Raw genomic sequence first — 26847 nt, forward strand, 5'->3', positions numbered from 1 at the left:
CGTCCCAGGCGGTGTGTAGACCAAGTTAGCGGGGCGGAGGAGCCATAGGTCATGCCCGTGGTGCCCCGCGACGAGCATGCGTGATGAGGGGGATCGGCTCATTCTTATGCGCTACGTGTATCGTTGGTGAGTTCGCGCAGGGCCTCAATCTGCTGCTGTTCGCGCTGCTCCTTGTCGTAGAGCGTGCGCGGGGCCACGCGCTCCTGACACTGCGCGTGGGTGAGGGGGCAGCGCTCGCAGGTAAGGTTGACCTCGCGCCGCGTGATGGCGGGGTCGTGCGCAAACTGCACCTGACGGCGGAAGGCGTCGTCCATCAGAAAGCCAATAGAGACGCACGAGTTGGTGGTGTCTTTGAGCGCAAGCGGACGGGCGGTGGAGAGCGTGAAGAACTCGGCGTCGGCGTTGATGAAGTGCGACCGTTGGGCTCGCACGGCGGCAGACGCATTAGACGGGTCGTGCGTATAATCGTCTTGCGCCTGGGCTTCAGAGAGCTCTTTGAGCAGTTGGATGGCCGGCCAGCGCTGGCAGTAGTGCTCGCGCAGCCCGATGCCGTGGGGCACGGGAATGCCCGACAGGTTGAGCATTTTGGTGAGGTGGTAGTCGGGCGAGCCCTGTTCGTGGTGGAAGCGCAGGAAAAAGAAGGCGGTGAGGTCGAAGTGGTGCGGGACGAGCTGCGTGAGGCGGTAGTAGAGCATCTCGGGCGTGGCCTGAAAGCGATCCATCTGCGTGCGCAGGAACGCGCCGTCGTCCCACGCCGACGCGTCGAACCAGGAGCGCAAGGACGCAAGGAGCGACGACTCATTCAGGATGAGCGCTCCGGCAAAGTACGAGGCCTTGAAGTTGTTGAGCACCTGCTCGAACGACTCGGCGCGAATCCAAGACGAGGTGCGGGCGCGCTCCTCCACATCGAGCACGTTGTATCCAATTTCGCGGGCATAGATAAAGGCGCGCTGGATGGGCATCAGGTCGCCGTTTACGTAGAACGTGGGCGGATTGCCGTTGCCATCCACAAAGACTGAGCGGAAGGGATGCAGCGTGTCGTGGTTGGGCAGCACATCGACATCAATCGTGTAACCGAACTCGTCTTCGAGCAGGCTGCGCAGAGTGGTATCGGAGAGCGATGCGGTGCGCGGCCAATCGTGCTGGCGGCGGAACGCGTCGGCGGCGTCTTCGAGATCGGGGAAGTAGTTGTCGTGCATCTGCTGATATGAACGCAGCGCCGCAAACAGGAAGTGCTCCACCTGCATGTCGTAGGTGCGGCCTACCTCCAGGAACGTGCGGATGAGCGCACCCGCTTTCGTGGGCGCATCCGACACAAGCGAGAACACGTCGTGCGGCGCGAGTCCGAACAGCTCGAACGGAAACTCCTGGATGAAGGGTGAGCTGAACATCTCTTTGAGCGGGTCGAGCTTGTCGTCCACGTTCAGCGATACGAGGTCGTCGTACGTCACGTTAAACGCCTCGGCCAGCCCAAGTAGCTTATCCGGGCTCGGGTACTTCTTGCCCTTCTCGATCTCGCTCAGATACGACATCGAGAGTCCCGAGCGCTCCGACACCTCTTTCAGCGATGCGTTCTGCTCTTGCCGCAGCGTGCGCAGCTTGAGACCGAGAATGAAGCGCAGGTTTTCCGGGCGCATGGCCATACAGATACAGCAGGTTTGAAGCAGCAGGTGGACAGCGCTCCAATTATTCGCTCATAGCGAAGTTTCTTTAACGGGGCATGAATACTCCAAAAGTAGTGTAGATAATATCCTCTGGTAGCGAAGTTTCGCTTGACAAGTAGATTCGCTGTTCGTATTCATAACAGTGCATTCATGATCGACAACCTCAGGGGCAGAATCGTACAGGGCTTATGACAACCGCATCGCTCGACGTCCAACCGAACACAACGACGTGGACCAAACTCGCCGACGGCGTTGAAATCAATCAGGAAGCGCTTTCTCCACAGGCGCAATCTATTCTCACCGACGAGGCCGTGGCGCTCGTGGCCAAAGTGCACCGGCGCTTTGAGCACGAGCGGCAGACGCTGCTTGCGGCGCGCCGTACCCGTCAGGATGCGTATGACAATGGCGCCGTGCCGGGCTTTCTGCCGCAAGACGAGCACCCCGAGGCGCACACCGACTGGCAGGTCGACCCGCTGCCTGACGATATCCTGCAGCGGCGCGTGGAGATTACCGGGCCGGTGAACGACCCGAAGATGGTCATTAACATGCTCAGCCGCACCGACGACGGCCACCGCGCCGACGCCGCCATGCTCGACTTCGAGGACGCCATGAAGCCAACCTGGCCCAACGTGATGCAGGGCGTGCACAACGTGAAAGAAGCTGCCGAGGGGACACTTAGCTTCACCAAAACTGATGCCGACGGCAACGCACTCAAGGAGTACGCCATCGACCCCGACGACATGCCCCTCCTCATGGTGCGGGTGCGCGGGTTGCATCTTTACGAGTCGAACCTGCTCGTGAACAACATCCCGGTCTCGGGCGGACTCCTGGACCTGGTGCTCACGGCGTACCACACGGCGCAGACGCTCATCGACCAGGGCAAGACGCCGAAGTACTACATCCCCAAAGTGGAGCACTACAAAGAGGCGCGCTGGTGGAATGCGGTGCTGTCGTTTATTGAGCGGGAGCTTGGTATCGACGAGGGCACCATCAAGACCACGCTGCTGATTGAGACGCTGGAGGCGGCCTTTCAGATGGAGGAGATTCTCTACGAGATGCGCACGCACGCCGCTGGACTGAATGGCGGACGCTGGGACAAGATTTTCAGCGACATCAAGGTGCTTAAGGCGCACGACGATCGCGTCATGGCCGACCGAAACTCCATTGGCATGAATCGCCCGTGGATGGCCAACTATGTGAAGCAGCTCATTCGCGTCTGCCACACCCACGGCGCGTTCGGCATGGGCGGCATGGCGCCGCAAACGCCGGGACGCACCGAAGAAATGCGTCAGCAGCAGATTGAGAAGGTTGTTGCTGACAAGGAGTTCGAAGCCTCAATCGGTCACGATGGATGCTGGGTGTCGCACCCATACTTCATCGGTCCGGCCATGCAGCCGTTCAACGAAAAGCTGGAGGCAAAGGGCACCACGCATCAGCTCGATGTGATTCCGGATCTGCCCGAGCAGCCTGACCTGCTTCCCAAATCCACCAGTCCCAAAACCCTCGACGGCGTGCGCGTGAATGTGCGTGTGGCGATTGGCTACATGCAGGGCTGGGGCAATGATTATGGATGCGTAGCGTGGGACAACCGCATGGAAGATCTGGCCACCTTCGAAATCTCGCGCGCTCAGGTGTGGCAGTGGCTACACCACGGCATTACGCTGGACGACGGCACCGAGGTGACGCCCGAGCTGGTCACGCGCATCTTTGACGAGGAGATCGCCGTCATCGAATCCGAAGTCGAAGACGCCATGGAGGGCGCCTCCGACGACGCGGTTGAAGCGACGAAGGCCTCCTTTCGCACCGCGCGGGCCTGCGCCGAGCAGATCTTCCTCGAAGACGACTTCCGCGCCTTCCTGACGTGCTCCTCCGAGCGCTACGGCGACGCGGCGCACCGCGAAGCACTGCTTGAAGAAGACTCCTGCGTGTAGGCAAATAGCACAAACAATACGGTCTGGCCGGACCCACTGGCTCTCCTGGCTCCGAGTTGTGAGCCCCACCAAAAATCAACTATCGACGCCCCATTGGGGGCTGTTTACCACACTCAACGAGGTACTCGTTATGACGACACAAGCAAATACTCCAACACACGCCGAGCGCGTACAAGCGCTCAAGGAAGATTGGGCCACCAATCCCCGATGGAATGGCATTGAGCGCACCTACACCGCCGAAGACGTGATTCGCCTGCGCGGCTCCTTCGATATGGAGTACACGCTGGCTGCGCGCGGGGCCAACCGCCTGTGGGATCTGCTCCACACCGACGACTACGTGGCGGCGCTTGGTGCGCTCACCGGCAACCAGGCCATGCAGCAGGTGAAGGCCGGGCTCAAGGCCATCTATCTGAGCGGCTGGCAGGTGGCGGCCGACGCCAACCTGTCGCGCCAGATGTACCCGGATCAGAGCCTCTACGCCTCGAACAGTGCGCCCGACGTGGTGCGGCGCATCAACAATACGCTGAAGCGCGCCGACGAACTGCATCACGCCGAAGGCAACGGCGACGACACCTACTGGATGGCGCCCATCATGGCGGATGCCGAAGCCGGACACGGCGGCGTGCTGCACGCCTACGAGCTCATGAAGTCCATGATCGAAGCGGGCGCGGCGGGGGTTCACTACGAAGACCAACTGGCCGCCGAGAAGAAATGCGGTCACCTGGGCGGCAAGGTGCTCATCCCCACGCAGCAGTTTGTGGAGGTGCTCACCAGCGCCCGCCTCGCCGCGGATGTGATGGGCGTGCCCACGCTCATTGTGGCCCGCACCGATGCCGACAGCGCTACGCTCCTCACCAGCGACGTCGACGAGCGTGATCGTCCGTTCATAACGAGCGAGACGCGCACCAGTGAGGGCTTCTACCGCATCTCAGGCGGACTGGAAATGGCTGTTGCCCGCAGCCTGGCCTACGCACCGTACGCGGATCTGCTCTGGTTTGAAACCTCGAAGCCCGACCTGGAGGAGGCCAAGGCCTTCGCCGATGCCATCCACGAGCAGTATCCTGGTAAGATGCTGGCCTACAACTGCTCACCCTCGTTCAACTGGAAAGCGCACCTCGACGACGCCACCATCGCGAACTTCCAGCAAGAGCTGGGCACGATGGGTTATGCCTTCCAGTTCATCACGCTGGCCGGATTCCATGCGCTGAACCACAGCATGTTTTCGCTCGCGAAGGGCTACAACGAGCGTGGTATGTCCGCCTACTCGGAGCTTCAGCAGTCCGAATTTGCCAGCGAAGCCGATGGCTATACGGCCACGAAGCACCAGCGCGAGGTAGGCACCGGCTACTTCGATACAATCAAAAACACGATTACTGGCGGTCAGTCAGAAACGGCTGCGATGAAGGGTTCTACTGAAGAAGCCCAGTTCGCGTAGCTTGCACGCGCCTCTCGCGCACACCGGAAGTGCTTCACAGACAAGCCCCGGCGCCTTATGCATCGGGGCTTGTTTGGGGGAAAGCGAAGGGCCAACCTTGCACGTTACCGTGAAGCGGTCTACCGCACCACCGTCACCCGCTGCGTTTCGGTGTGGCTCTCGGTCTGCATGCGCAGGAAGTAGGTACCGCTGGCCAGGTCGCTCACGTCCATCGTCTGTTCGGTGCGGCCCTCTGCCCGGCCGTCAGTGACTGTTCGCACGCGCCGCCCCAGCACGTCGTAGAGGGCAATCTCCACCGCCTGACGCTCAGGCACGGCGTATCGCACGGTGGCCTGTGAGCGCGTGGGGTTGGGATACGTCGGGAGCAGCTCAGCCTGGTCGACATTCCGGGCTACGGTCACCGGATCGCTGAGTGTAGCACTGCCATCGGCGTCGAGCTGGCGGAGGCGGTAGCGCAGGCTATCGGCGGCGTAGGGCAGGTCCGTGTCCTCGACGCGGTAGGACTGCGGCTCATCGGTGGTACCCGCGCCGTCGACCTGCGCGATGGTTTCCCACGATTCGGCTGTAGAGACGCCCCGGTGGGATGTCTCTACGGACCCAGATCCATCGGCGGCACGGCGTTGCACTTCGAAACCCGCATTATTCGTCTCGGAGCGAGTTTCCCACTGCACGGTGACGCGCTCTTGCTCGCCGCCGTCGTAGGTCGCTTCCATCTGGGCCAGTTCAACCGGTAGCGGGTTGCTGTCCTCGCTGCTCGCGAGGGCAAACTGGCTAAAGCCCGTCAGGTCTTGGACGGCGACGACGCCCCGGTCGGCATCGCGCACGATTGTGCCACCCAAGTTGTCCACGCGGTTCCAGGTGGTGCCGCCGTCGTCGGACTTGTAGAGCTGGAGCGCGTCGAAGTCGCCAATGCCCTCGATGGATCCGGTGTTTATCACCAGGTCATATGTGGGGACGGTGTCGAGTCCCGAGTTCACTGTCCATGTGAAGGGGGCCACATTCTCGGGCAGCTCGCCGCCGGGGTCGCTGGGAGCGGTGTTGCTGCGGGTGAGCGTGAGGCCGCCGGTGGTGCTGGCATTGTCGCGCAGCAGCACGAGACCCTCGAATCCTGAGGGGTCCAGGTAGCCGAGCAGTCCACTGGCATCGGCAATGTCCGTGTCGGTAGTCTCGACCTCGGTGCGCTCATAGGCGCCCAGGTCGGGGCGGGCGCCGAAGATGCGGGATCGGCCCGCGAGGTCTTTGGTGAGGGCCTCGGCGATCCCACCGGTGGCAAACGGAGCGAAGCTGCCACGGGCCAGTGCCGGAGAGCCCGCGCCCAGACGCAGCCCGTCATCAGAGGTGCCGAAGCGGCCGTCATCGCCGGGCGGATTGCTCGCATCCACAAACTGCGGATCGGCATCGCGGTTGTTGCCACTGTCGGTGTTGGGATCGCCCCCAACGCCGTCTCCATTCACCCCGCCCTCAATGAGCGTGTACTGCAGGATAGCCGAGGCGCTGTTGTTGCGTATCTCGCCGCCGTCTCGCTTCTCGTTGATGTCGGCCCCGTTGCCCCACAGAATGCTGTTGGTGAGCACCGGTGTGCTGGTGCCGTCATCGCCAAAGTTAAGGAGCGCCCCGCCCTCGCGGTCGGCATAATTCCCCGTGAACGTGGAGTTGGTGATTTGGGGGCTGCTCACGCCCGTCTGTCCGATGCTGTAGAGTGCGCCTCCACTGTTGGCAGTGTTGTTGACGAACACCGTGTTTGTGATGGATGGACTACTCGTTCCGCCTTCCACGGTGGTATCGCCGCCGTAATTATACATCGCGCCACCATTGAAGTCAGCAACGTTGTTAGCGAACACCGCGGTTTCGATCTGCGGACTGGCCGTGCCGCCGCGGGTGCCGTCGTTGTAGATCGCGCCGCCGGAAAAGTTGGACGCGTTGTGGGTGAAGGCTGTGTTGGCAATATGCGGACTGCTGGTGCCAAATTGCCCATTATTGTACAAGCCTCCTCCAAACGTAGAGGCATAGTTGCCCGCAAAGACGGCGTTAGCAATCGTGGGGCTGCATGCGCTTGGCGCATCGGAGTTGTTTCCGTCGCAAAAGATGCCGCCGCCCGATAGCGATGCAGGATTTCCGGTCATGTTGGCCTGCCCGCCGGTGATGGTCAGCCCGTCGAGCACGGTATCGGTCGTGATTGTGTTGCCGCCCGTAGCGCCGTCGAGGTAGAGCACGGTATAGCTGTTTTCTCCGTCGGCGACATCAGTAGCGCCGTCAATGTCCTCGGTGGTTTCCGTCACGCCATCGCTGTTCGTGTCGTCGTTGTCGTTGATGTCGCCGGAGAGAACGGTCGGGTTTGCGCGGAGGTCTCGGCTATCGAGCTGGCTCTTCACGTCGGATACATCAGTGAACGTCTCCGTGCCAGTCCACCCGCCATAGACAGCAAGGCCGTCCTGGGATCCGCTGATTTCAAAGCGCGCGTCGCGGCCGGAGGCATCGCTGGTCGGCAGGTACCGCCCGTCGGCGACTACAATGACATCGTCGCCCGTGGCCGCGTCGAGGGCGGTCTGCAGATCCGAAAGCGCCAGGTCGAACGAAGAGCCGTCGCCGGTGCCCGAGGCGTCGGCGTCCACGTGGTAGACGGGCCCATCGTACAACGAACGTTCGTAAGCGCCCAGGCTCACGGTGCCGCCCTGCACCCGGTCTTCGCCCAACAGGTCGGTATCGGCGCCCGAGGGCAGCGCGCTGGTGTCGCCGGCGTTGAGCGCGGGGGAGCCGGGTTGGAGGCGCAGGCCATCGTCAACGGTGCGGAGCGAGTCGTCAGCGCCTGGGGGACGGGTCGCATCGGCAAACAGCGGGTCGGCATCGAGGGTGTTGCCGTTGTTGGTGTTGGCATTGCCACCGGTGTTGGGGCCGTTGACACCGCCCTCGATGAGGGTGTACCCCAGAGCAACGGTGCCGCCCTCGTTATAAGTGGCGCCGCCGCTGGTGGAGGCGGTATTGCCCCAGAGGATGCTGTTGGTGAACGTGACCTCGTTCGGGCCGCCCGGTACATTGACGAACTCTCCGCTTGCATCTGCACGCCGGGCATACAGCGCCCCGCCCTTGTCAGCACTGTTGGTGGCAAAGGTGGTGTTGATGAGTTCGGTGCTGACTGTACCCTCATCAACGGTGTTGATTCGAAAAGCGCCTCCCAATGATTCCTCATCGGGATTGATGGCCGCGTTGTCTGCAAAAAGGGCATTCGCAATTGTTGCCGTGACGGTTGCGTTGCTTCCAGTTGCTGCCAGCCGGACGGCTCCCCCTGAGAAATCTGCTTCGTTGCTTGTGAAGGCGGCGTTTTGAATATCGATGTCGATATCGGCGTTGCTGTTGATGTTCGTGCCTACAGTGGCCGCCAGAGCGCCTCCAACGTTCGTCGCGTTTCCGACAAACGTGACGCGATCCACCTGGAGCTGTCCGGTGCTACCATCCATATAGGACATGTAAATGGCCCCGCCTAAGCCCCCGACCGCATAGTTGTTGTGGAAGGCCGTTTCGGTTACTTCAAGCGTCGCATCGGCGCCGCTGATGGAGAGCGCACCGCCAGTGTTAAAAAAGGGGGTGGAGCCGCGATCCGCAGCATTCGATGTAAAGCGTGCCTGGTCGATGCGCAGCCGCACGGTGCCTCCCGACTCGCCGTTGCTGTAGATGGCTCCGCCCTTTGCGCGTGCGATGTTGTCGGCGAATACTGCATCGGTGATGTCCAGCTGGCTGGTCCCGTCCGTACGAGCCACGCTGTAGATCGCGCCCCCGTCGCCTCCAGAGAGGTTGTCTGTAAAGGTGACATTGGTCAACGGCGGGCTGCTTGTGCCGCCATCGCGGCCGTCGTTTAGCAGCGCGCCGCCATCGCTCCCGGACTCGTTACTCGTAAAGGTGGCGTCTGTAATCTCCGGACTGCTCGTGCCGTCATCACTGCCATCATTCAGCAGTGCGCCGCCACCGCCCCCGGACTGGTTCCCCGTAAAAGTGACGTCTGTAATCTCCGGACTGCTCGTGCCGTTTTCGCTGCCATCATTCAGCAGACCGCCGCCATCGCCCTCGGACTCGTTATCCGTAAAGGTGACATTGGTCAACGGCGGGCTGCTTGTGCCGCCATCGCTGCCGTCGTTCAGCAGTGCGCCGCCGTTGCCTCCGGACTGATTCCCTGTAAAGGTAGCGTTTGTAATGCGCGGGCTACTCACCCCGCCGCTTGTTCCACTGTTCAGCAGTGCACCTCCCGCATCGGAGGCGGTGTTGCCCGCAAACGTGAGGTTCTCCAGGGTGGGACTGCATTCGTTGCCGGCCCCAGTGCCGTCGCAATACGCGCCGCCGCCCTGCGTAGAGGCGCTACCCGAAGCGCCGTTGGCCTGCCCGCCGGTGATCACCAGCCCATCCAGTACCGTGGCGTCGGTGATCGGGCCGCCGGTGGTCCCGTCCAGGTGCAGCACCGTGTGGCTGTTCGTGCCGCTGATGTCGCTGGCGGTTTCGGTGACGCCGTCGGTGGTCGTGTCGTTGTCGTCGATGTCGCCGGAAAGGACCACCGGGTTGGCGTCAATGTCACGCGTATCGAGCTGGCTCTCCACATCACCGGGCCCATCGAACGACTCGGTGCCCGCCCAGCCGCCGTAGACGGCAAGCCCGTCTTTCGCGCCCTCGATTTCGAACGCAGCATCGGGGTCGGTGGCGTCATCCGTGGGTAGGTAGCGCCCTTCAGCGACCACGATCACGTCGTTTCCGGTGGACAGGCGAAAGGCCGTGGCCAATTCGGGGTAGGCATCGTCCCATGACGAGCCGTTGCCCGCTCCCGACGCACTTTCATCCACGTAGAGGAGGCGCGGGCGGCTGTCGTACAGGGTCAACTCGCCGGGAGCCTCCAGATTGGGGATCGTAACCGACCCGCCGCCCGGATCCTCGGGACGCACCTGCCACGGATCAGCGGGCGAGCGCCGCGCGCCCAGCCCGACCTCGGCTGCGTTGGGCACGGTGACGTTGTCATATGCCAGCTCCAGGTCGGCAGCGCCCGTGGGCACCGCGCCCCACACCACGTTGGTGCGCTCGCCCCCCGGGAAGGGCACCGCATCGCCGGTGAAGACCGCAGCGCCGGGATCGCCGTAGCGGTAGAGCGTCGTGCGGGCTGTGGTGCTGGTCGCTGTGAGCTCGGCACTTGTGGGACCGACCGATGCCGTTTCGCCAGCGGACACCACGACGCTCTCCTGCCCAAGCGGGGCACTGTCCCCGGTCCATTGCGGGCTGTTTACGTGCGTGGCATTGCGTCCGCGAGCCAGGTCATAGGCCGTGGTGCCCGAGAAATCCGCGTCTCGGCGCTGGTTGGACTGGGCCGCGTCCAGGCGATAGTAGGCGGCCAGGCCGGGCTGTATGTTGTCAACGGTTTCGTGCTGGGTGGTGCGGAGTTCCGTCTCGGTGCGGGCTGTGCTCCACAGGCGCACCTCATCGACGGATCCGCCGAAGAAATTGCTGGCGGTGTCGCCGTTCCAGGCCTGCCCGACGGTAAACCGCCCGTCGGAGGCGGGGCGCGTACTGGTGGTGAAAGTCGCCTCCTCGGTGCCGTTGACGTAGAGCGCGCCGCTGTCGTCATCGCGGACGACCACGGCGACGTGGTGCCACTCTCCAGCCGCAAAGGCATCGCTGCTGTACATGGAGCCGCTATCGGGGTCGTCGTAGCGAAAGCGGCCCGTGCTGGTGTCTCCCGTGCCGCTGGGTTCGTAGAAGAGCACGTGCTGCGCGTTGCCATCGGTGTCGTGGAGCGAGAGCACGCCTTCGGCCTGGTCGTTGGTGCCGGTGGGGCGCACCCAGGCTTCCATGGTAAAGGCTTCATCAGCCAGCGCGCTGCTTACTGCATCTGCACGTAAGTAGGTCTCGATGTCTCGGTCAAGCGCAAGGGCCGTGCCCGAGCCGTAGGGCGGCTCAAGCAGCGTCCAGTCGGCCTCGGCGTCCTCAGGCCGTGTGGAGTCGGTGCCGCCCTCGCTGACCGTGTAGCTCTCAAGGTCAAGCTGGGCGGTGGAGGTCAGCAGCCCGTTCTCGGCGCTTTCATCACGGGTGAGCGACACGGTCACCGAAACCGAGTCCTCGGCGGGGACATCAACCGTCCATGCGCCACTGCTGACGGTGCCCGCGCCGCTGGGCGACGAGGCCGACACACCCGCGGGAAGCCCGAGGTCGACCTCAGCGTCGGTGACGCCCGCTGTGCCCCGGTTGGCCAGCGTAAAACGGGCGGTTTCCTCAGCGGGCTGGGCTGCAAGGCGTAGATTCGCGCCCGGTACGCCCTCCTCGTAGGGACCAAGCGACACGGCTGCAGTGCCGTCGCTGTTTGAGTCTTGAATGCGATTGGCACCCAGTAGGTCGGTCGTAACCCCACTGGGCAGCGCGCTGTCATCGCCCACATCAAGAGCCGGTGACTCCAGCTGGACGCGCAGCCCATCGTCCGTGGTGCCAAACACGTTATCGGGGCCTACTGGATCGTTTATATTCGAGAATCGCGGAGCATCGCTCAGATTGTTGCCCCCGTCAACAAGATCATTTAAACCACCCACCTTGGGCCCATCCAGGCCGCCCTCAATGAGGGTATGGCGAAGTTCGGTGGTGGAGGATAGCGTGTAAATAGACGCGCCCTCATCCGAGGCGGTATTGCCCCATAAGATGCTGTTAACAATGTCGGTCTCGGCCCCGTCATCATAGATCGCACCGGCGTCTTGCTCAGCAGAATTGCCAACGAAGGCTACATTCGTGAAGGTGTGATTACCAAATCGAAGGAAGATCGCACCGGCACTGCGTGCGGAGTTATTGACGAACAGCCCATTGGTGATCTGCAAGTTGAGGGTGCCGTCGATGCTAGGGGTATTGTAAATAGCGCCGCCGTTGAAGTCGGCCGTGTTGTTGGCAAACACGACGTTCGTAAGCACAGGACGAGCGGTGCCCGCCTCATCATTCGTATTGTAGAGGGCAGCCCCATCGCTATCAGTGGAGTTATTTCGGAATGTTGTTCTGCTGAACGTGGGACTGGACGTTCCTCCCGAATCTGCATTGTTAAATACAGCGCGTTCCGAATTACTGTCAAAGAGCCCGTCAGTGATCACCGGAGCGCTCCTGCCGCTCTCCGCGCCCAGATTGTAAAGCGCTGCTGCGCCGTCGTTCTGCCGGAAGATGACACGCTGCAGTTGCGGGCTACTGGTACCGCTCTCGAATCCGTTGTTGAGAAGACCCGCCCCTAAATCAGCAGAGTTCCCTATAAAGTTGACGTTTTGGAAGGTGGGGCTGCATTCGTTTCCCGCTCCTTGTCCGTCGCAGTAGGCGCCTCCTCCAGAACGCTCAGGAGTGGGGAGGTCCGCCGTGCCCGATTCTTGTCCTCCGGTAAGCGTTACCCCATCTACCACGGTGCTGGATGTAATCGTGCCGCCCGTACTGCCGTCCAGGTAGAGCACCGTGTTGCTGTTGCCTCCGCTGATGTCACTGGCGGTTTCGGTGATGCCGTCGCTATTGGTGGCGTCGTTGTTGTCGATATCGCCCGAGAGCACCGTCGGGTTGGCCTCCAGGTCGCGGCTGTCGAGCTGGCTTTCGACATCAGCCACCCCTGTGAACGTTTCCGAGCCGTTCCAGCCGCCGTAGACGGCCAGCCCGTCCTGACTGCCATCAATGGTGAAGCGAGCACTGCGGTTGGTGGCATCGTCCGTGGGCAGGTAGCGGCCGGTGGCAATGACGATCGCATCGCTGCCCGTGGCGGTGCTTAGCGCATCCGAAAGCGAGGTGGCGTTGCTCCACGACGAGCCGTCGCCTGTGCCATCTTCGGTGACGTGGTACACGGTCTGGGCCTGCACGCTGGAGGCAAATCCTCCTGCCAGGAGCAGCACGGCTGCCGCTAAGACAGGCAATCCAGTGCAGCGTGTTCCGCCGAGTCGGCATGTACTATGACAGGTGCTGAGAAGTGAAGAGAATGCGTACAACACAACGAGGCCGGTGCAGACCCCTATGCTCAAGGCAACCATGGGGAAGTAGCAGAGGCGATTCGAAAGAGAGGCGACAGAACGGTGTCGTCTTCCTTCTTGATAATTACATCTGCGGCACAGAAATGCAAGGTGGACAGGTAGCCCCTTTGCTTCGCGCCCCGCATATTGACTTGAGGACGCACTGAAGCGACAAAGATGTTACACTGCACGCACTCGTTGAACGGCGACTCAGGGGGGGGGCAACGACAGAGGGCCCTGGCCAACCCGTTGGAATCAGCTTGCCGTCAGGCTCGTGAACAGGATGTAGAACGGAAAGCCGAACGTACCCATGAGGGTGAAGGTGAGCAGCAGCGCAGCTTGCACCGAAAGGCGTCCGCGAAACCACAGGCGCCAGCGCAGCGACAGCATCGGCCAGTTCATAATGTGGCAGGCCGCCAGGAGTCCGCAGAGCACCATCATTTCGGTGGTCGGATGCAGGGGCAAGATGTGCGCAATAGGCACCGCCAGGATAAACAACGTCAGAAACGCGAACGATGCCATCAGCGTCCACGGATGCTCGTTCACAATGTCGCTGGCTTGCAGCACCGATGGGGGGCGGGACCGGGCCGGACGGGGAGGGAGCGCCATAGCAGCAGAGGGCCTTTTCATGGGGATGTGTTCTGTACAGCGTAAGCAGCGTGTTGTGCCCCGGTTGCTCACGAAAGCCCAGAAGGATGCGAAAGTATTGTGTTATCTATTGCAAAAGACGCGCCCGATCTGCATGTTGTACGCACATGCCGTATATACACCTTCTGCATCCGCCTTTATACTCGACCCGGCTTCTCCTATGAACCGCTCTGCTTCTTCATTGTCTGGCCTTGCACGCATGCTTGGATGCGTCAGCGTGGTCCTTGTGATGCTCGTTGCCACCGGCTGCAAGTCGTCGGAGCCTGGCATCGACCCTGCCGAGATGCAAAGCCTGGAATCCGAGATCAGCGAGCTCGAAACCCAGATCGCGTCGATGGAGCGCGAGCTGTCGAACCTGCGTCAGGAAAACTCGCGCTTGCGCAGCCGCCTCTCCGATCAGGAGCAGCGACGCGGCGAAACCATTGAGGTGCTCTCTACCGATCTCTTCTTCGAGAGCGGCAGCGCCCAGCTTACCAGCGAAGGCGTGGAGCGCCTGGTGGATGTCGCACAGCGTCTGCGGGGCGAGTACGCAGAGCGCGTGGTGCGCGTGGAGGGGTACACCGACGACAAACCCATTGGCGATCGCCTCAGTCAGCGCTTCCCCAGTAACTGGGAGCTCTCCGCTGCCCGCGCCTCCGCTGTGGTGCGCCACCTGCAGTGGACGCACGAACTGGCCCCCAATCGCTTCGAGGTCGTTGGCTTCGGTCAGTACCAGCCCATTGCGACCAACGAAACCGCCGAGGGCCGCAGCGAAAACCGCCGCGTGCGCGTAGCCGTGCTTCCCGCCGGACAACCCACTACGGCTGGGGAGTAGTCGTCTCGGCAGTTTCTTCGAAGAAGCGTGCGATTGCGTTCATTGCGGTATCGGGCTGCTCAATGGGCGTGCTGTGTCCGCTTCCGGGTGCAATGACCATGGTGCTGTTCGGCAGCGCGTCGTGGGTGGCGCGTACATTATCGAGGGGCACGACCGCGTCGTCGGATCCGGCCAGCATGAGTACCGGATGCGCCACGCGTCCCAGTTCCGCAAGCACACTGTCGCGCCCAAAGATCGCGTGGCCCAGTCGCACGGTACCGCTGGGCGCGTTGCTTTTCATGCGCTCGCGCCAGGCATTCACCGCTTCAGGATGCTCCGCGCGGTAGCGCTCGCCCAAGAGCAGCGGCACCACCTGGTCAATCACTGGCGCGTAGCCGGTCGTCTCCACAATCTTGAGGAGCGCGTTGTACTTCATGCGCTGCAACGTCGATTCGGCCTGCGCCTGCGTGTTCATAAGCACCGCCCGCGAAATGCGATCCGGGTGGTCGAGCAAGAGGCGAAAGCCCACGTATCCGCCCATTGAATGGCCCAGGTAGGTCGCCTGCTCAATATCAAGCGTGTCCATCAGCGCCGTCACATCCGCCGCCAGACTCGGGATGCCATAGTCGTCATCAGGCACCGCTGAGGCGCCCTGCCCGCGCCAGTCCCACGTAATGCACCGATAGTCGTCCTGCAGCGTCTCAATCAGCGCATCAAACACGCGGTGCGTCAGCAGATAGCTCGGTCCCATCAGCAGCGGCGGACCGTTGGTCTCAGTGTCGCGCACATGCAGCGTAATGTCGCGGAGCGAAAGGGTCGTTGTCATAGGGATACGGAGGGATTGAGGCAAGAGGGAAGCATTGGGATAACGAATCGAGCGGGCGGAAGTGTCCTGCATCAAAGAAGCCGATCATCCAACTGCCGTCGCGGGGCGTTGCATCAATCTGCCCCATCAAATTCTCCGCTGCAGCCCATCATGTCGGCTACCCGGAAGAACTTTATCCATGCCGACGCGATCAAGCAGCTTCACGCGCCTCCCACAATCAGATACAATGCACAAGCAATGACGACAGACCACGCTCGCAACGCAGCAAAGGGGGATCCAGAAAGCAGAAGCAGTGCGCGCAGGCGCCGCTGGCGGATCATTGCCTGGACAACGGTTGCCTGCGTGCTCCTTCTGCCGCTGATTGCGATGCAGTTCACCGAAACAGTCAACTGGACCGGAAGTGACTTCGCCTTCGCCGGTGTTCTCTTGGTTGGCACCGGATTGGTCCTGGAGGGTGCCATGCGAACGACCACCAGCACGGCGTATCGCGCTGCCAGCGCAGCGGCCCTTGCCACCACATGCCTGCTCATCTGGGCGAACGGTGCGGTCGGACTCATCGACGCAGCAGGCAACACTGCCAACCTGATGTATGGCGGCGTACTGGCTGTCGCGCTCATCGGGGCGCTTGGTGCGCGCTTCAGCGCACGCGGCATAGCCCAGACGCTGTTCGCAACGGCGCTGGCGCAGATGGCCATTACCACAGGGGCCATAATCGCTGACATAGGCGGTGCAGCAAGCGGATGGGGAGCGCTTCTTCTCGGAAACGCGTTCTTCGCCGCGCTGTGGATAGGCGCCGCCCTACTGTTCCAGCGTGCCGCCCATGAAGAAGAGAACGGCAGCTCACGCCACGCGCTGTAGCGTCAGGCAGAAGGACGCGTATTCAGGGCCAGATGGAAGCCACCAGTCAGCGCCCCAACGTGCAGATCGCACCGCGCCCCATCACTCCGATGCGCCCCAAAAGCCGCACAGCCCGCGCGGGCAATCCACACCCGTCCACACGCTCCAGCTCGCGGGGCAACCACCGCCGCCTCCCCGAACGCCCCATGTGAGGCTTGCACCCGGCCCATCGCTTGGCTATACTTTCATGGTACTCTGTGCGCCATCCGCCCCGCATAACGTGCGATGTGTACTTTGTTGGCATAGCACCGGGCGGGTTTGTGCATATGTCTCATCCTTTCATACCCATCTCCCAAGAGCCATGACCAAGGACGAATCCACACAGCAGCAGTCCACCGTGGTTGCCTCCTACCCAACACGCCACGATGCCGAGATGGCCCGCGATTACCTCGACGATGCCGGCATCTCGGCCTCCATCCGTGTCGATGATGCCGGCGGCATGCACCCGGAGCTGCAGGGGATCCACGGGGTCCACCTCGTCGTGCTCGGCAATGTAGCCCAGCAGGCCCACGAGGCGCTGCAGGAGGCTGAAATGCTGCCGCGCTCCAAGGAGGACATCGATGCAGAGGCCGGAGATCCGGTCGCGGAGGCGACGCCGTGGAATGGCATCCGAGCCTTGCTTGCAACGTTTGCGTTGATAGGAGCATTGACGGCGCTTTTCCTGTTTCTCTTCTCCTGATTCTGCGGCACAAGTTCGTTTCGACGGTGTGTGGCAGGCAGATAGAATGCATACGCCCCTACGCTGCTGCGGGCGAAGGACGCGGGGCTTCTCGGTGGGCCCGAAATAGGTGGCGCTTCTGGTGTCTGCTTGATAGGTTACCGGTGCCTTTACCACAGAGCTTTGCCGTTATAACGCTTTGGGCAAACTTGTCGCGAAGGTGCCGGTTTGCAACAAGCTGTTTAGTTTCATTCCGGAAAAAACGCCCCCAGCGCTATGGATGATCAGCAACTCTTGGAACGCATCACGCTCGACCCCGAGGTGATGACGGGCAAACCCGTCATCAAAGGTACGCGCCTGACTGTGGAGTACGTCCTGAACGTGCTGGCCCATGGGGCCACCGAAGAAGAGATTCTTGAGGAGTACTCCAGCCTTACCCGCGAGGACATCCGGGCATGCTTGCTATTTAGCGCTCGCTCGCTCTCGGAGTCGAGCTTCATGCCGCTGACAGCTGCATAGCACATGCGTTTTATAGCACATGCGTTTTCTTGTGGACGAATGTACCGGTCCGGCTGTAGCAGAGTGGCTTTGCAGTCAAGGCCATGATGCCTTTTCGGTGTTCGACGAGTTGCCCGGCATATCCGACGAAGAGGTGATCCGCCGCGCGTACGACGAGCGTCGGATTCTGATTACAAACGACAAGGACTTTGGCGAGAAGGTTTACCGTCAGAGGTATCCGCATCACGGTGTTGTTTTGCTTCGCCTTGATAACGAGCGGAGTGTAAACAAGATATCCGTGCTGCGAAATCTGTTGTCAGAGTACGCAGACCGGCTCCACGACCGGTTTGTTGTCGTTACCGAAGAGCAGGTGCGCTTCTCTCGACCGCGTCAGAAATAGAAAGAGAATACAGAAAGCGCTATACCCCTGCGCTACTGCGGGTGAAGGGGGGAGGGGGCTCGATGTGCCCGAACGGGTGGCGTTTCTGCCATCTTGTTGATAGGTTTCTGCCAGTCACCGCTGGTGAGCTAACTCGTTGCAGCGCTTCTGGCGAAAACTGGCCCCCGATACCAAGTTCTAAAACGGCACCTCGGTCGTCTCGTTGTCTTCTTCGGACTCGTGCACCTCGGTCACCAGTTCAATGCCCTCGGCGGAGAAGCCAAATAGATCTTCGGGCGAGAACACCAGGTCGAAGTCTTCCTCGCAGAAGAAGGGCGTGAACTTGCGGGCGAATTCGTCGAGGCGCCTCAGGTAGTAGGCTGTGTTTTCGTTGGGCGCTTTGGGGTCGTCGGGGTCCCACTGCTCAGCGCGAGCGCAGTGCTTAAACGCCGTCACGTTGGCCGAATCGCCGGTGATGTAGTACGAGATGCGGTCGCCCACACGGACGGGCTGCCCGGTGTCCTCTTCCCGCTGAATCGCCAGCTCGTAAGTCGCCGCACGCGGACGCTCCCCGGCTTCCACCGCGGCTTCGTACTCTTCGACGCTGGTCTTCAGGGTTTCGGTGCGGGCAAAGCTGTCCACGCCCTGCTCCCAGGTGCGGTCGGTGATGCGCTGCCGCGTATCCAGATAAAGCTGGTGCAGCCCCTCAATGTCGTGGTCAAGCAGGCGGCGAATAGCACGCCGCACGAAGGTGCGTCCAAACGGCTCGTTCGAGCGCGAGATGAGCGAGGAGCCCTTGAACTTGAGATCGCCGTCGTAGGTGAGGAGTGCGTAGTTTTTCTTCTTGTACGAGAGCATCTTCTTGTAGCGCCCGTCGAACCCAATGCGAATCCCCTCCGGCATCGCGTCGGTGAGCCCGATCGTGAAGTCGCGCTCCGTATCCGCCCCGCGCACGTCCTCCGGCGGCACGAAGAACACGCCGTCGGTATCCACCTCTACGACCGTGCCGCCGCGCTCGCGAATCACATCGATGATCTGCTGCACAAGGTCCTGCCCGATGCGCGCCACGCGGTCGGCCTCCGCAAAGTCGTTGAACGCGGCCAGGCTGAAGCCCAGCATCCCGTAAAACGAGTTTATTAAGATCTTATACGACGACTGTCGCGCATCCAGCTCGCTTTCGACCTCCTCGTCCTCGGCGGAGCGCATGGCGGATTTGGTGTCGAGGCGCAGCGTGGTGAGGCGGTCCAGCAGACGCGGAAAGAGATCCAGCGCGTCGCCGGCGGGCTGGATGTCGTAGTTCAGCATGATGGAGGGGTACAAGCTCTCCACATCGGCGTAGACGACCGGACCGATCACGCCCGTGCGGAAGATGTCGGTGTAGCCGCCCATCGACTGGCTGCCCCAGTTGCTCTGTGGGAGGGCATAGCGCTGACGCAGGTACTCGCGCACAAAGAGCGACTCGATCTTGGCCGCCGGGCCCCGCCGCGCTGCCCGCCCGTACGTCATGGGCAGCATCTGCGTGAGGTAGAACGTGGAGCCGGAGAGGTGCTTCGCCAGCCGCCCGGTTTCAATCACGTCGTCGAGCGCATAGTCGAGGAGGCGCTCGCGGTCATTGTGCCAGGCCTCGGTCAGGTCCTCGCCCGCGATGTACGTGCGGTCCTCCGGTGCAAATCCGAAGTAGCGGGCGGCGGTCTTGAGGCTATAGTCCGGCAAGTCGCGCTTAAAGACGTCGAACGCCATCACCTGAAAGTAGGCATCAATGACGTGGCGTCCGGCAATATCCATTGCGGGGAAGTCCACCGTGCGCTCAGCAAACCGCATGCTGCTGTCAAAGGTGCGGGGCACCGATCCATCGCGTCCGATGGCAAATTCGACGTTGTGCAGCGCGCATCGGTCCTGCAGATAGGCCAGATCGAAGGCAAAGACGTTGTATCCCTCCAAAACATCCGGATCGCGTTCGTTGATCGTGTGCACCAGCTCGCGCAAGAGCGTCGCCTCCGATACGCCACTGCGCTGATGCAGCACCTCCGACCAGCCGCGGTTGTCGGTGAGCGCCACGATCACGACTTCGTCGCCCGCACGCTCGGCGTTGGGGAACGAGCCGTCGCTAATCACCTCAATGTCGAGCTGCAGGCGGTGCAGGTCGTCGAGCGTCATGTCCTTAAAGCAGGTGCGCCCGCTCTGCGTGAGGTACTGCTGCACCGGATCGCTAACGAGGTAGAGCTCGTCGGGCCGCCGCTGGTCGCTGTCGGTCTGGCGCTTTACGTGGCGGATAGCCTCGTAGTAGTCCTGCCAGCACGAGAACACAACCACATGCTCGAAGAACCCGCCGCCCTGCAGGCGCGAGGTGCGAAAGGTATCGCGGCGATGGCGCAGTAGCCCAATATCCGAGATAAAGAAGAACGGATACAGCGGCGCGTCTTCGGTGACCACCGCATCGCACTCTTTGCTGCGGCGGTAGAGGCGCACCATGGCCTGCTCGCGCGAGGGACGGTTCAGCAGCGGCTGCACGTCCACAATACGCGGCGTATCGTCGTGGCCGTAGAGCGTAGCATCGGAGGTGTCGGGCGCGGGCGTCGCCATGCGATCCGGAAGCGGGGGTTAGGCTGGGTTTAGCGGGATGCGCAGGGTGTAAACCGCTGGACGGGAAGGAGGTGCCGGGCCTCCATGGCATCGTCTGGCAGCGCACATTCGGCCTCGTCGCGATAGTTGGTTCGCCCGTCGGACGTTCGGTCGCAGGCTTGCGGGGGCAGCGCTTCGTGCGGACGCGGGAGCGTCCTTATGCACGTCCGACGGGAGACCGTCGGACGCAGTGGAATGCAGGAGGCGGTCTAACAGAGCCCTCGCTTCATCCGAGATTCAAATTAGCAAGAAGGGTGCCTTAAATGAATATACATTTAATATTACTGATGCATTTGAAAAAAAACAGCTTGGCTTGATACCCTGCTTTTGCTCGTAATCTTGAAACAATAAAGTTTTGAGCTATGGCTTTAAAAGCTCTACTTCCAGCTTTATTCTTAGGATTATTTTTCCCTTTGGCGATGATCCCGGCACCGACGATGAGCCGAAGGATACCAATAAAACGGAAATTGTCGCCATAGAAGAAGACAATCTTAATGCTTTCATTGGACTAAATTTGTTTTCTGAGTCACAGTCATATTCTTGCAGCAACACATCTTGCAATGGCGCTGGCTATTATTGTGAGTTTGTCATGAATCGCGACTGCAAATTTGTGCCTGTTGACGGTGGACTTAGATGCTATGTGTCTCAATGCGACTGGCCAACTCTGTGACTGGTCAATTAGATAAGTAACTGCCTTAAATAGGTATGGACTGACCTGACACCAGACCATTCATGTCTTTTGTGGTGTCAGGCAGTTCTTTTCTCTTGCATACTCCACATTCATCATGTATTGGTGTCTTAACAGATATGTCTGGCTTGCTGTCGTATGTATCGTAACAGCAGCCAGCTCTACCCTCTCTTCCGAGCTCGTCACCTCCTATGACTGGATCATGGAGGAGCACGAATCGAGCATCGTAATTGGCCATGAAGAGGATCCTGAAGGTCGCTTCTTTGGCGACCTAACCGATGTGCTGGTAGATGGCAACCACATTTACACGTTAGACCGGGACAAACATCAACTCGCTGTCGATGCCACTACGGGCGAACGCGTCTATGAGAGCGGGTCTGAAGGAAGGGGGCCTGGCGAGTTTATGTCTCCGTCCCGTCTCTTCAAAACACCAGACGGACACATTGGCATACTGGAAGCATACGGACGGCAGTCATTTTTTACGACACCGGCCCACTCCGTAAATAGCTTTGGCTTCAGCTATTCCGAACGTCTCATCTTCGAAAGCGAGCCTAAGGATATCTGCTTTTCAGAAGAGACGGTCTATGCCTACGTGAGCCCACAGGGTGTGTCTGATCAAGAAGAAAATGACCATGTTATCCTTCGCATGGACCCTCCGTACGAAGTCCCAGATTATTTCGGGCGATTGCCCAGCCACCTGGATGACTTTGAGCCTAAGTTTCATTCTCTCATGACGGCGGGCCGCCTTCACTGCATGGGGGACGACCGCATAATTGCGGTCCATGCTTACTCAAACGAAGTGGACATATACAAGGATGGAGTTCTTCAACACACCGTTTCAATTCCCAACTTGAAGCCGACAAGCCTATCTGTAGATACGTTTGATGGCCGCCCATATGTTGGGATCGACCCGAACGATTCGCATTCTCCTGTAAGTACGGTTTCGCTGGAAAATGACGACATGCTTGTGCAGTATCGATACACCCCAGACGACTGGCATCCCAATAGAGAACACTCCCCATTTACATATGACACGTTTGTGCTTAATGTCGAGAATGGCACAGTAGCCTCTTTAGGAACAACCGACCGCATTTTTCACGCAATTGATTGCAATGGCTACGTGGCCCAACAGACCGATCCGTTTCCAACCATCCACATAGTACACCGCAATGATATATAACATTCTGTCGTTTGTTTTAGGAAGTCTACTGCTTATTGGAAGTCCCCTTAACCATGCTCACTCATCATTCGCCCCCAAAATATCCACGCAGGATACTTATGTGGAAGTCGATACAACAGATGAAGCAGCCAATAAAGAACGTGATGTGCTTCAACCGCGCCAGTTTCCTAATGAAGACCAAGTACGTTCTGAATATATTGTAACGTATATTTCGTCAAGCACATGTGTAGTAGCACAAATGGATCGTCATGATACTATTCGAGCCTTTATCGACCAGAAACGTTTAGAGGCAGAGGAACAGAACCGTTTGTTTATTGTGCGCGGTGTATCCCTTGACTGGGATGTCGAAGAAGGGTTCTCTTACCTGCAGTCTATTGCTGACTTTGATGAGATATCTGTCGGTTTAAACTGGATTAACCGTGAGGCGCTGCGCCTCATTTGGGGGGATAACGATACGGCGATCCAACCGAGAATACCTGTTTTAGTGATCCAAGAACGGGACATTGTTTCAGACGGGCCTCAGGGCCCCTTACGTCTCGATAGAGAAGACATTGTGGAGGTGTACCAAGGCTTGGATGAGATTGAAGCCGCACTAGACGAGTAGCAAGAGCATAAACCACTGGACGGGACAGGAGGTGCCGGGCCTCCATGGCATCGTCTGGCAGCGTACGTTCGGCCTCGTCGCGATAGTTGGTTCGCCCGTCGGACGTTCGGTCGCAGGCTTGCGGGGGCAGCGCTTCGTGCGGACGCAGTGGAATGCCTGTTTCCAGCACCGTAGGGACACGGCGCGCCGTGTCCCTACAACGGATGAGGGCGGCCCCGATCAGCGAGTTGAGGCGGCTTCGGGGGATGCTTCAAACACCTGCTGGGCGGCGCGCTCCCCTGCTTCGATGGCGCCGTCGAGGTAGCCGGGGTGCTCGGTGGCGGTTTCGGCGCTGGCCCACAGCAGGCATCCGTTCCAGCAGGGCCGGGTGAGCACGGACGGCGGCGTCGGGGGATGCTCCACCTGCATGGGAGCGACACCAGGCGGCGTGGTGGCCGCGTCGGTGCGCCAGTTGCTCGTGGCGATGGCCGTGGGGGCCGGCGTGTCGTCCCCGAAGCAGTGCGCGAGTTGCCTGCGGATGGCCGCGTGCAGGGCCTTGCGTCCGTCGGTGGCGAGGCCCTGCAACCCGCTGGGATGCAGAAAGCCCGCGAGCGCAGCGCGTCCATTGGGTGCTACGGCATCGTGCCAGTGGGCCACTGGACCCGCATGGCTCACCACACGCCCGTCGATGCCCTGCCGCCGCCAGAACGCATCCGCAAACGTAGCCACCGCCTTGCCTGAGGCCGCCATCCACGTGGGCGTTTCGCGCTGCGCGGAAGTAAGCGTATCCGGCAGCGCTGGGTCGAAGTCGATGGTGTGCGCCACCAGCCGCGGTGGCACGGCAATGATGAGATGCGCTACGGCTGTGGACGACGGGCCGTCGGGTCCGGCCACGCGTACCTGCACGTCTGCTTCGGTCTGGCGCGCATCCGTGACGCGATGGTTGAGCTGTATCGCATCATTGGGCAGGTCCGCAGCCACGTGTTGGGCAAGCGTCTGTGTGCCCCCCTCCAGGCGCCACGAGGGCGGGGGCGTCTCGGGCCACGGGAAGCGCTGCACCGGCTGTTCGGCACGCGGCTCGTAGAGTGCGGTGCCGGGCTCGTGCTGCGAGACGCGCGCAATCCCTAACTGCTCCGCCAGCGCCTGCACACGGGTGTGTTCGGTCCAGTGCCAGGCCGCACCCAAATCCAGGTGCAGCGAATCGGGGCCGAGGGGCGGACTCCAGGTGCGCCCGCCAACGCGGTCGCGCGTCTCCCACACCACGACGGCATGACCGGCTTCGTGCAGGCGCATAGCAGCGACAAGTCCGCTCAGCCCCGCACCCACGATGCCGAAAGGAAGGGAGTCAGGCATACGGATCGGACGATCCAAAGAAGAGCGTGTCGAGGCTGTAGGCGCCGGGGCCGGTAATGAGCAGCGCAATGAAGACCGTGAGCATCTCCGTAGCGTGCCACGGACCGCCGCCGATGTCGCCAAAGGTGTGACCGATGGCGGCGACAATCATGGTACCGCTAAGGATGACGAGTGCAGGGCGGAAGACAAAGCCCAGCATCAACAAGATGCCGCCGACAAACTCGGCAAAGGCCGCCATAAAGCCCCAGACCACGGGCCAGAAGGTGATGCCCAGCACGGCCATGTTGCTACCGAGATCGGTCCAGGTTTCGGGACCGCCGAGGATCTTCTCGTATCCGTACACGAAAACAAACGAGATGCCAATGCCAATGCGAAGCACCAGCAGGGCAATGTTGAACGCGGTTTTGCGGTTGGAGGTCATAGCATTTGAGGGCATGAGAGCAGGTGACTTCGTGCAATGCACGTATGCTTAGCGCGCGGCAGGGCTCCCGTATTCAACAGAACGTTTACGCTTGCAAACGGGATTTCTACCGGGGATGCGCAGGGGCGCATCGTCATACGATACGCTCTTCCTCCGGCGGCCCCGTGCCCGGCGTGATGGCGCGGAGACCGGGCGGAGACACTGCGAGAGGTGGTGGGGCGGAGCGGTAGGCTGTCGCTTTCCCCCAACCCTTTCTGGATGTCAGGGCTCATTACGGACGACGGTGGGCACAACGTGCGAGCGCCAGAAGTCCATAAGCTGGCTGCTAAAATCGCCCAGGTTGCGGGGGCGGTTGGTGAGCGAGGAGGTCATGGCCGCAACCAGGTTGAGTTCGGGCGCCACGAACACGAACTGTCCGCCGTAGCCCCAGGCAAAATAGGTGCGGACGCCGTCGAAGTCGGCGATCCACCACGAAAGGCCGTACTGGAAATCGCGAAAGGCATCGCCCACAAAGGGCGTCCACGCCAGGGCAGGCCACCAGGAGGGCAGCACGCGCGTGCCGTTCCAGGTGCCGCCGTTCAAATGAAGCTGCCCCAGGCGCAGCAGTCCACGCGGAGGAATGGCCAGGTTGTTGCCGCCGAAGTAGTTGCCCTGCGGATCTTGCTGCCACGCGCCAATCTTGACGTCAAGCGGGTCGAAGAGACGGCGCTGCGCGTAAGTGCGGAGCGGTTCATCAAGCACGCGGGTGAGGAGCACGCCCAAGATGTGCGAGGTGCCAGTGCTGTACGTCATGCGCGTGCCGGGCGGATGCTCTATGGGCCGCTGCAACGCATTGCGCACCCAGTTATCGCTCGATACCCATGCGCCGTAGTTGCCAAAGCTGGTGGATTCGAGGCCGGCCTGCATGGTGATCAGGTGGTACGGCGTGAGGCGGGCGGCACGGGCGGTGTCGGCCAGGATCTCGGGGAAGCGGGGACCGATCGGTTCGTAGAGGGTGTCGAACGCGCCGTCGGCCAAGGCGATGCCGAAGAGCGTACCCACCACCGTTTTGCTGGCGGACTTGATGTTGATGGGCCGGTCGAGCGTCATGCCGCGGAATGCCTGGGCCGCTACCAGCGAGTCGCCCCGCGCGATGAGGAGGCTGTTCAGCGGAGCCATGTCGGCGGCTTCGTCAAATGCCGCGGCCAGGGCGTCGGCATCCATCTGGAATGTAGCGGGAGCCCGCACTTGCCAGGATGGGGTTTGCGCCGACGCCGCGATGCTTCCGCATCCAACAAGTACCAGCAGACACGCAAAGAGGCGATGCATACGCAACAGAGGAGTGATTACGAGAGGGCGCGCCGGAGTCCGGCCAGACGTTGGGGGAGGCGCAGCGCCCAGGCGAAGTACGGAAAGAATGAGGCGACGAGGCCAGCCACGGCAGTCCAGAGAACGACCTGCGTCCAGGCGGGAAGCGGGAGGAACGGCAGCAGGACAGCCCCCATCATAAACACGTACAGGTAGCGGGCGGCGTTGGTGCGCGGTTCGGTGCGTGCGGGGGGATTGCCCAGGTGCATGAGCACAGCAAACACGTAGCGCAGCAGTCCAGCGGTAACGAGGAGCGGCGCTATGCCCTGATGCTGCACGGCAAGCAGGCACAGCACCAAGAGCGCAAAGGCATCCACTTCTTTATCAAAGAAGGCCCCAAAGTCGGACGCCTGATCGAAACGGCGAGCGAGCCAGCCATCGGCGCCATCGAGAAGCAGAAGCGCGGCAGCCCCTCCTGCAATCCAAAGAGCAGACATGGGCCAGAGCGCCAGGGCGAGGAGTCCGCCCAGACGACAAGCGGTGAGCGTGTTGGCGGCCCCGAACGTGCCGGCGGGGGTCCAGTGTTGGCGGAATGCGCCCACGAATCCCCCAAACGATATCGTGCCTGCAATAACGACCGGCCAGAGCGCACTCCACGCAAGCGCAGCTGCCGTGCAGGCAAGCAGCAGCCCAGCGTGCAGCGCCGCCCAGCGAGCCAGGCGGGCATTTACCGTTGAGGAGGCGACAGGAGCCACAAGTCAGCTAACGTTTTTAAAGTAGATGGACTGCATAATGTGATGCAGCGTCCCCTGTGAATGCAAGCAGATAACGCAACAGATCCGCAACCTTGCAGCTTCGGCGCATGCATGTTACGTTACGTGCATGCTTTCTTCGTATCAATTCAACTCACTTCAACACATCAATCTTGCCGTGGCTCACGTCCAACCGCCACGTGATCATGACATGCTCCGTCCACAGTCTGAGGCCCAGGTGTACCGTGCGCTT

At 61.1% G+C, this 26847-nt stretch carries 19 protein-coding genes; 10 read left to right on the forward strand and 9 right to left on the reverse strand.

The features are described from left to right. Window positions 1-104: 104 nt before the first annotated feature. Window positions 105-1643, reverse strand: a complete 1539-nt coding sequence (locus tag CRI93_RS08135; RefSeq protein WP_098062123.1) for a helix-turn-helix transcriptional regulator — start codon at window positions 1641-1643, stop codon at window positions 105-107. Between the two features lie 209 nt (window positions 1644-1852). Here CRI93_RS08135 and CRI93_RS08140 point away from each other — a divergent pair, with 209 nt between their 5' ends. Further along, window positions 1853-3595, forward strand: coding sequence for a malate synthase (locus CRI93_RS08140; protein WP_098062124.1), 1743 nt, complete (start codon window positions 1853-1855; stop codon window positions 3593-3595). A gap of 130 nt (window positions 3596-3725) precedes the next feature. After that, window positions 3726-5030, forward strand: a complete 1305-nt coding sequence (gene aceA, locus CRI93_RS08145; protein WP_098062125.1) for an isocitrate lyase — start codon at window positions 3726-3728, stop codon at window positions 5028-5030. 119 nt (window positions 5031-5149) lie between these two features. Here the strand turns inward: aceA and CRI93_RS08150 are convergent, their stop codons facing one another. Together CRI93_RS08150 and CRI93_RS15360 are read right to left on the reverse strand one after the other, a co-directional pair. Further along, on the reverse strand, window positions 5150-12916 hold the full coding sequence (locus CRI93_RS08150) for a LamG-like jellyroll fold domain-containing protein (protein ID WP_176521779.1): 7767 nt from the start codon (window positions 12914-12916) through the stop codon (window positions 5150-5152). Between the two features lie 348 nt (window positions 12917-13264). Next, entirely contained in the window at window positions 13265-13618 is a 354-nt protein-coding gene (locus CRI93_RS15360; protein WP_176521780.1) for a hypothetical protein, read from the reverse strand. A 199-nt stretch (window positions 13619-13817) separates the two neighbouring features. Between CRI93_RS15360 and CRI93_RS15365 the strand changes: the two genes are divergently transcribed. Then, window positions 13818-14471, forward strand: coding sequence for an OmpA/MotB family protein (locus CRI93_RS15365; RefSeq protein WP_176521781.1), 654 nt, complete (start codon window positions 13818-13820; stop codon window positions 14469-14471). On the opposite strand, the gene CRI93_RS08160 is transcribed toward CRI93_RS15365, so the two are convergent. Next, complete coding sequence (locus CRI93_RS08160; RefSeq protein ID WP_176521782.1) at window positions 14455-15276, reverse strand: alpha/beta fold hydrolase; 822 nt, start codon at window positions 15274-15276, stop codon at window positions 14455-14457. The genes CRI93_RS15365 and CRI93_RS08160 overlap by 17 nt on opposite strands. Window positions 15277-15618: 342 nt before the next feature. Here CRI93_RS08160 and CRI93_RS08165 point away from each other — a divergent pair, with 342 nt between their 5' ends. From CRI93_RS08165 to CRI93_RS08180, 5 genes are all read left to right on the forward strand, one after another. Then, a complete protein-coding gene (locus CRI93_RS08165; protein WP_217992513.1) occupies window positions 15619-16134 on the forward strand; it encodes a hypothetical protein in 516 nt (171 codons plus the stop codon). Window positions 16135-16166: 32 nt separating this feature from the next. Further along, a complete protein-coding gene (locus CRI93_RS15370) occupies window positions 16167-16325 on the forward strand; it encodes a hypothetical protein (protein ID WP_176521783.1) in 159 nt (52 codons plus the stop codon). Between the two features lie 149 nt (window positions 16326-16474). Continuing rightward, window positions 16475-16852, forward strand: coding sequence for a hypothetical protein (locus tag CRI93_RS08170; protein ID WP_098062129.1), 378 nt, complete (start codon window positions 16475-16477; stop codon window positions 16850-16852). A 255-nt stretch (window positions 16853-17107) separates the two neighbouring features. Next, window positions 17108-17350, forward strand: coding sequence for a DUF433 domain-containing protein (locus CRI93_RS08175; RefSeq protein WP_098062130.1), 243 nt, complete (start codon window positions 17108-17110; stop codon window positions 17348-17350). A gap of 19 nt (window positions 17351-17369) precedes the next feature. Then, complete coding sequence (locus tag CRI93_RS08180; protein WP_098062131.1) at window positions 17370-17729, forward strand: DUF5615 family PIN-like protein; 360 nt, start codon at window positions 17370-17372, stop codon at window positions 17727-17729. A 177-nt stretch (window positions 17730-17906) separates the two neighbouring features. Here CRI93_RS08180 and CRI93_RS08185 read toward each other — a convergent pair whose 3' ends face one another. Continuing rightward, entirely contained in the window at window positions 17907-20291 is a 2385-nt protein-coding gene (locus CRI93_RS08185; RefSeq protein WP_098062132.1) for a DNA polymerase domain-containing protein, read from the reverse strand. Window positions 20292-21220: 929 nt separating this feature from the next. Between CRI93_RS08185 and CRI93_RS08190 the strand changes: the two genes are divergently transcribed. Further along, window positions 21221-22198, forward strand: coding sequence for a 6-bladed beta-propeller (locus CRI93_RS08190; RefSeq protein ID WP_141491625.1), 978 nt, complete (start codon window positions 21221-21223; stop codon window positions 22196-22198). Next, complete coding sequence (locus tag CRI93_RS15135; RefSeq protein ID WP_141491626.1) at window positions 22188-22802, forward strand: hypothetical protein; 615 nt, start codon at window positions 22188-22190, stop codon at window positions 22800-22802. The genes CRI93_RS08190 and CRI93_RS15135 overlap by 11 nt, the downstream gene beginning before the upstream one ends. 219 nt (window positions 22803-23021) lie before the next feature. Here the strand turns inward: CRI93_RS15135 and CRI93_RS08200 are convergent, their stop codons facing one another. The 4 genes from CRI93_RS08200 to CRI93_RS08215 form a co-directional block, all read right to left on the reverse strand. Next, entirely contained in the window at window positions 23022-24134 is a 1113-nt protein-coding gene (locus CRI93_RS08200; protein WP_098062135.1) for a flavin monoamine oxidase family protein, read from the reverse strand. Beyond that, window positions 24127-24570, reverse strand: coding sequence for a DoxX family protein (locus CRI93_RS08205; protein ID WP_245850407.1), 444 nt, complete (start codon window positions 24568-24570; stop codon window positions 24127-24129). The genes CRI93_RS08200 and CRI93_RS08205 overlap by 8 nt, the downstream gene beginning before the upstream one ends. Window positions 24571-24816: 246 nt before the next feature. After that, window positions 24817-25863 (reverse strand): serine hydrolase domain-containing protein, encoded by a 1047-nt coding sequence (locus CRI93_RS08210; protein WP_098062137.1) that lies wholly within the window; start codon window positions 25861-25863, stop codon window positions 24817-24819. Window positions 25864-25880: 17 nt separating this feature from the next. Continuing rightward, complete coding sequence (locus tag CRI93_RS08215; RefSeq protein ID WP_098062138.1) at window positions 25881-26597, reverse strand: CDP-alcohol phosphatidyltransferase family protein; 717 nt, start codon at window positions 26595-26597, stop codon at window positions 25881-25883. Window positions 26598-26847: the final 250 nt, after the last annotated feature.

This window comes from Longimonas halophila (assembly GCF_002554705.1).
In the GTDB taxonomy this organism is placed as follows: Bacteria; Bacteroidota; Rhodothermia; order Rhodothermales; family Salinibacteraceae; genus Longimonas; species Longimonas halophila.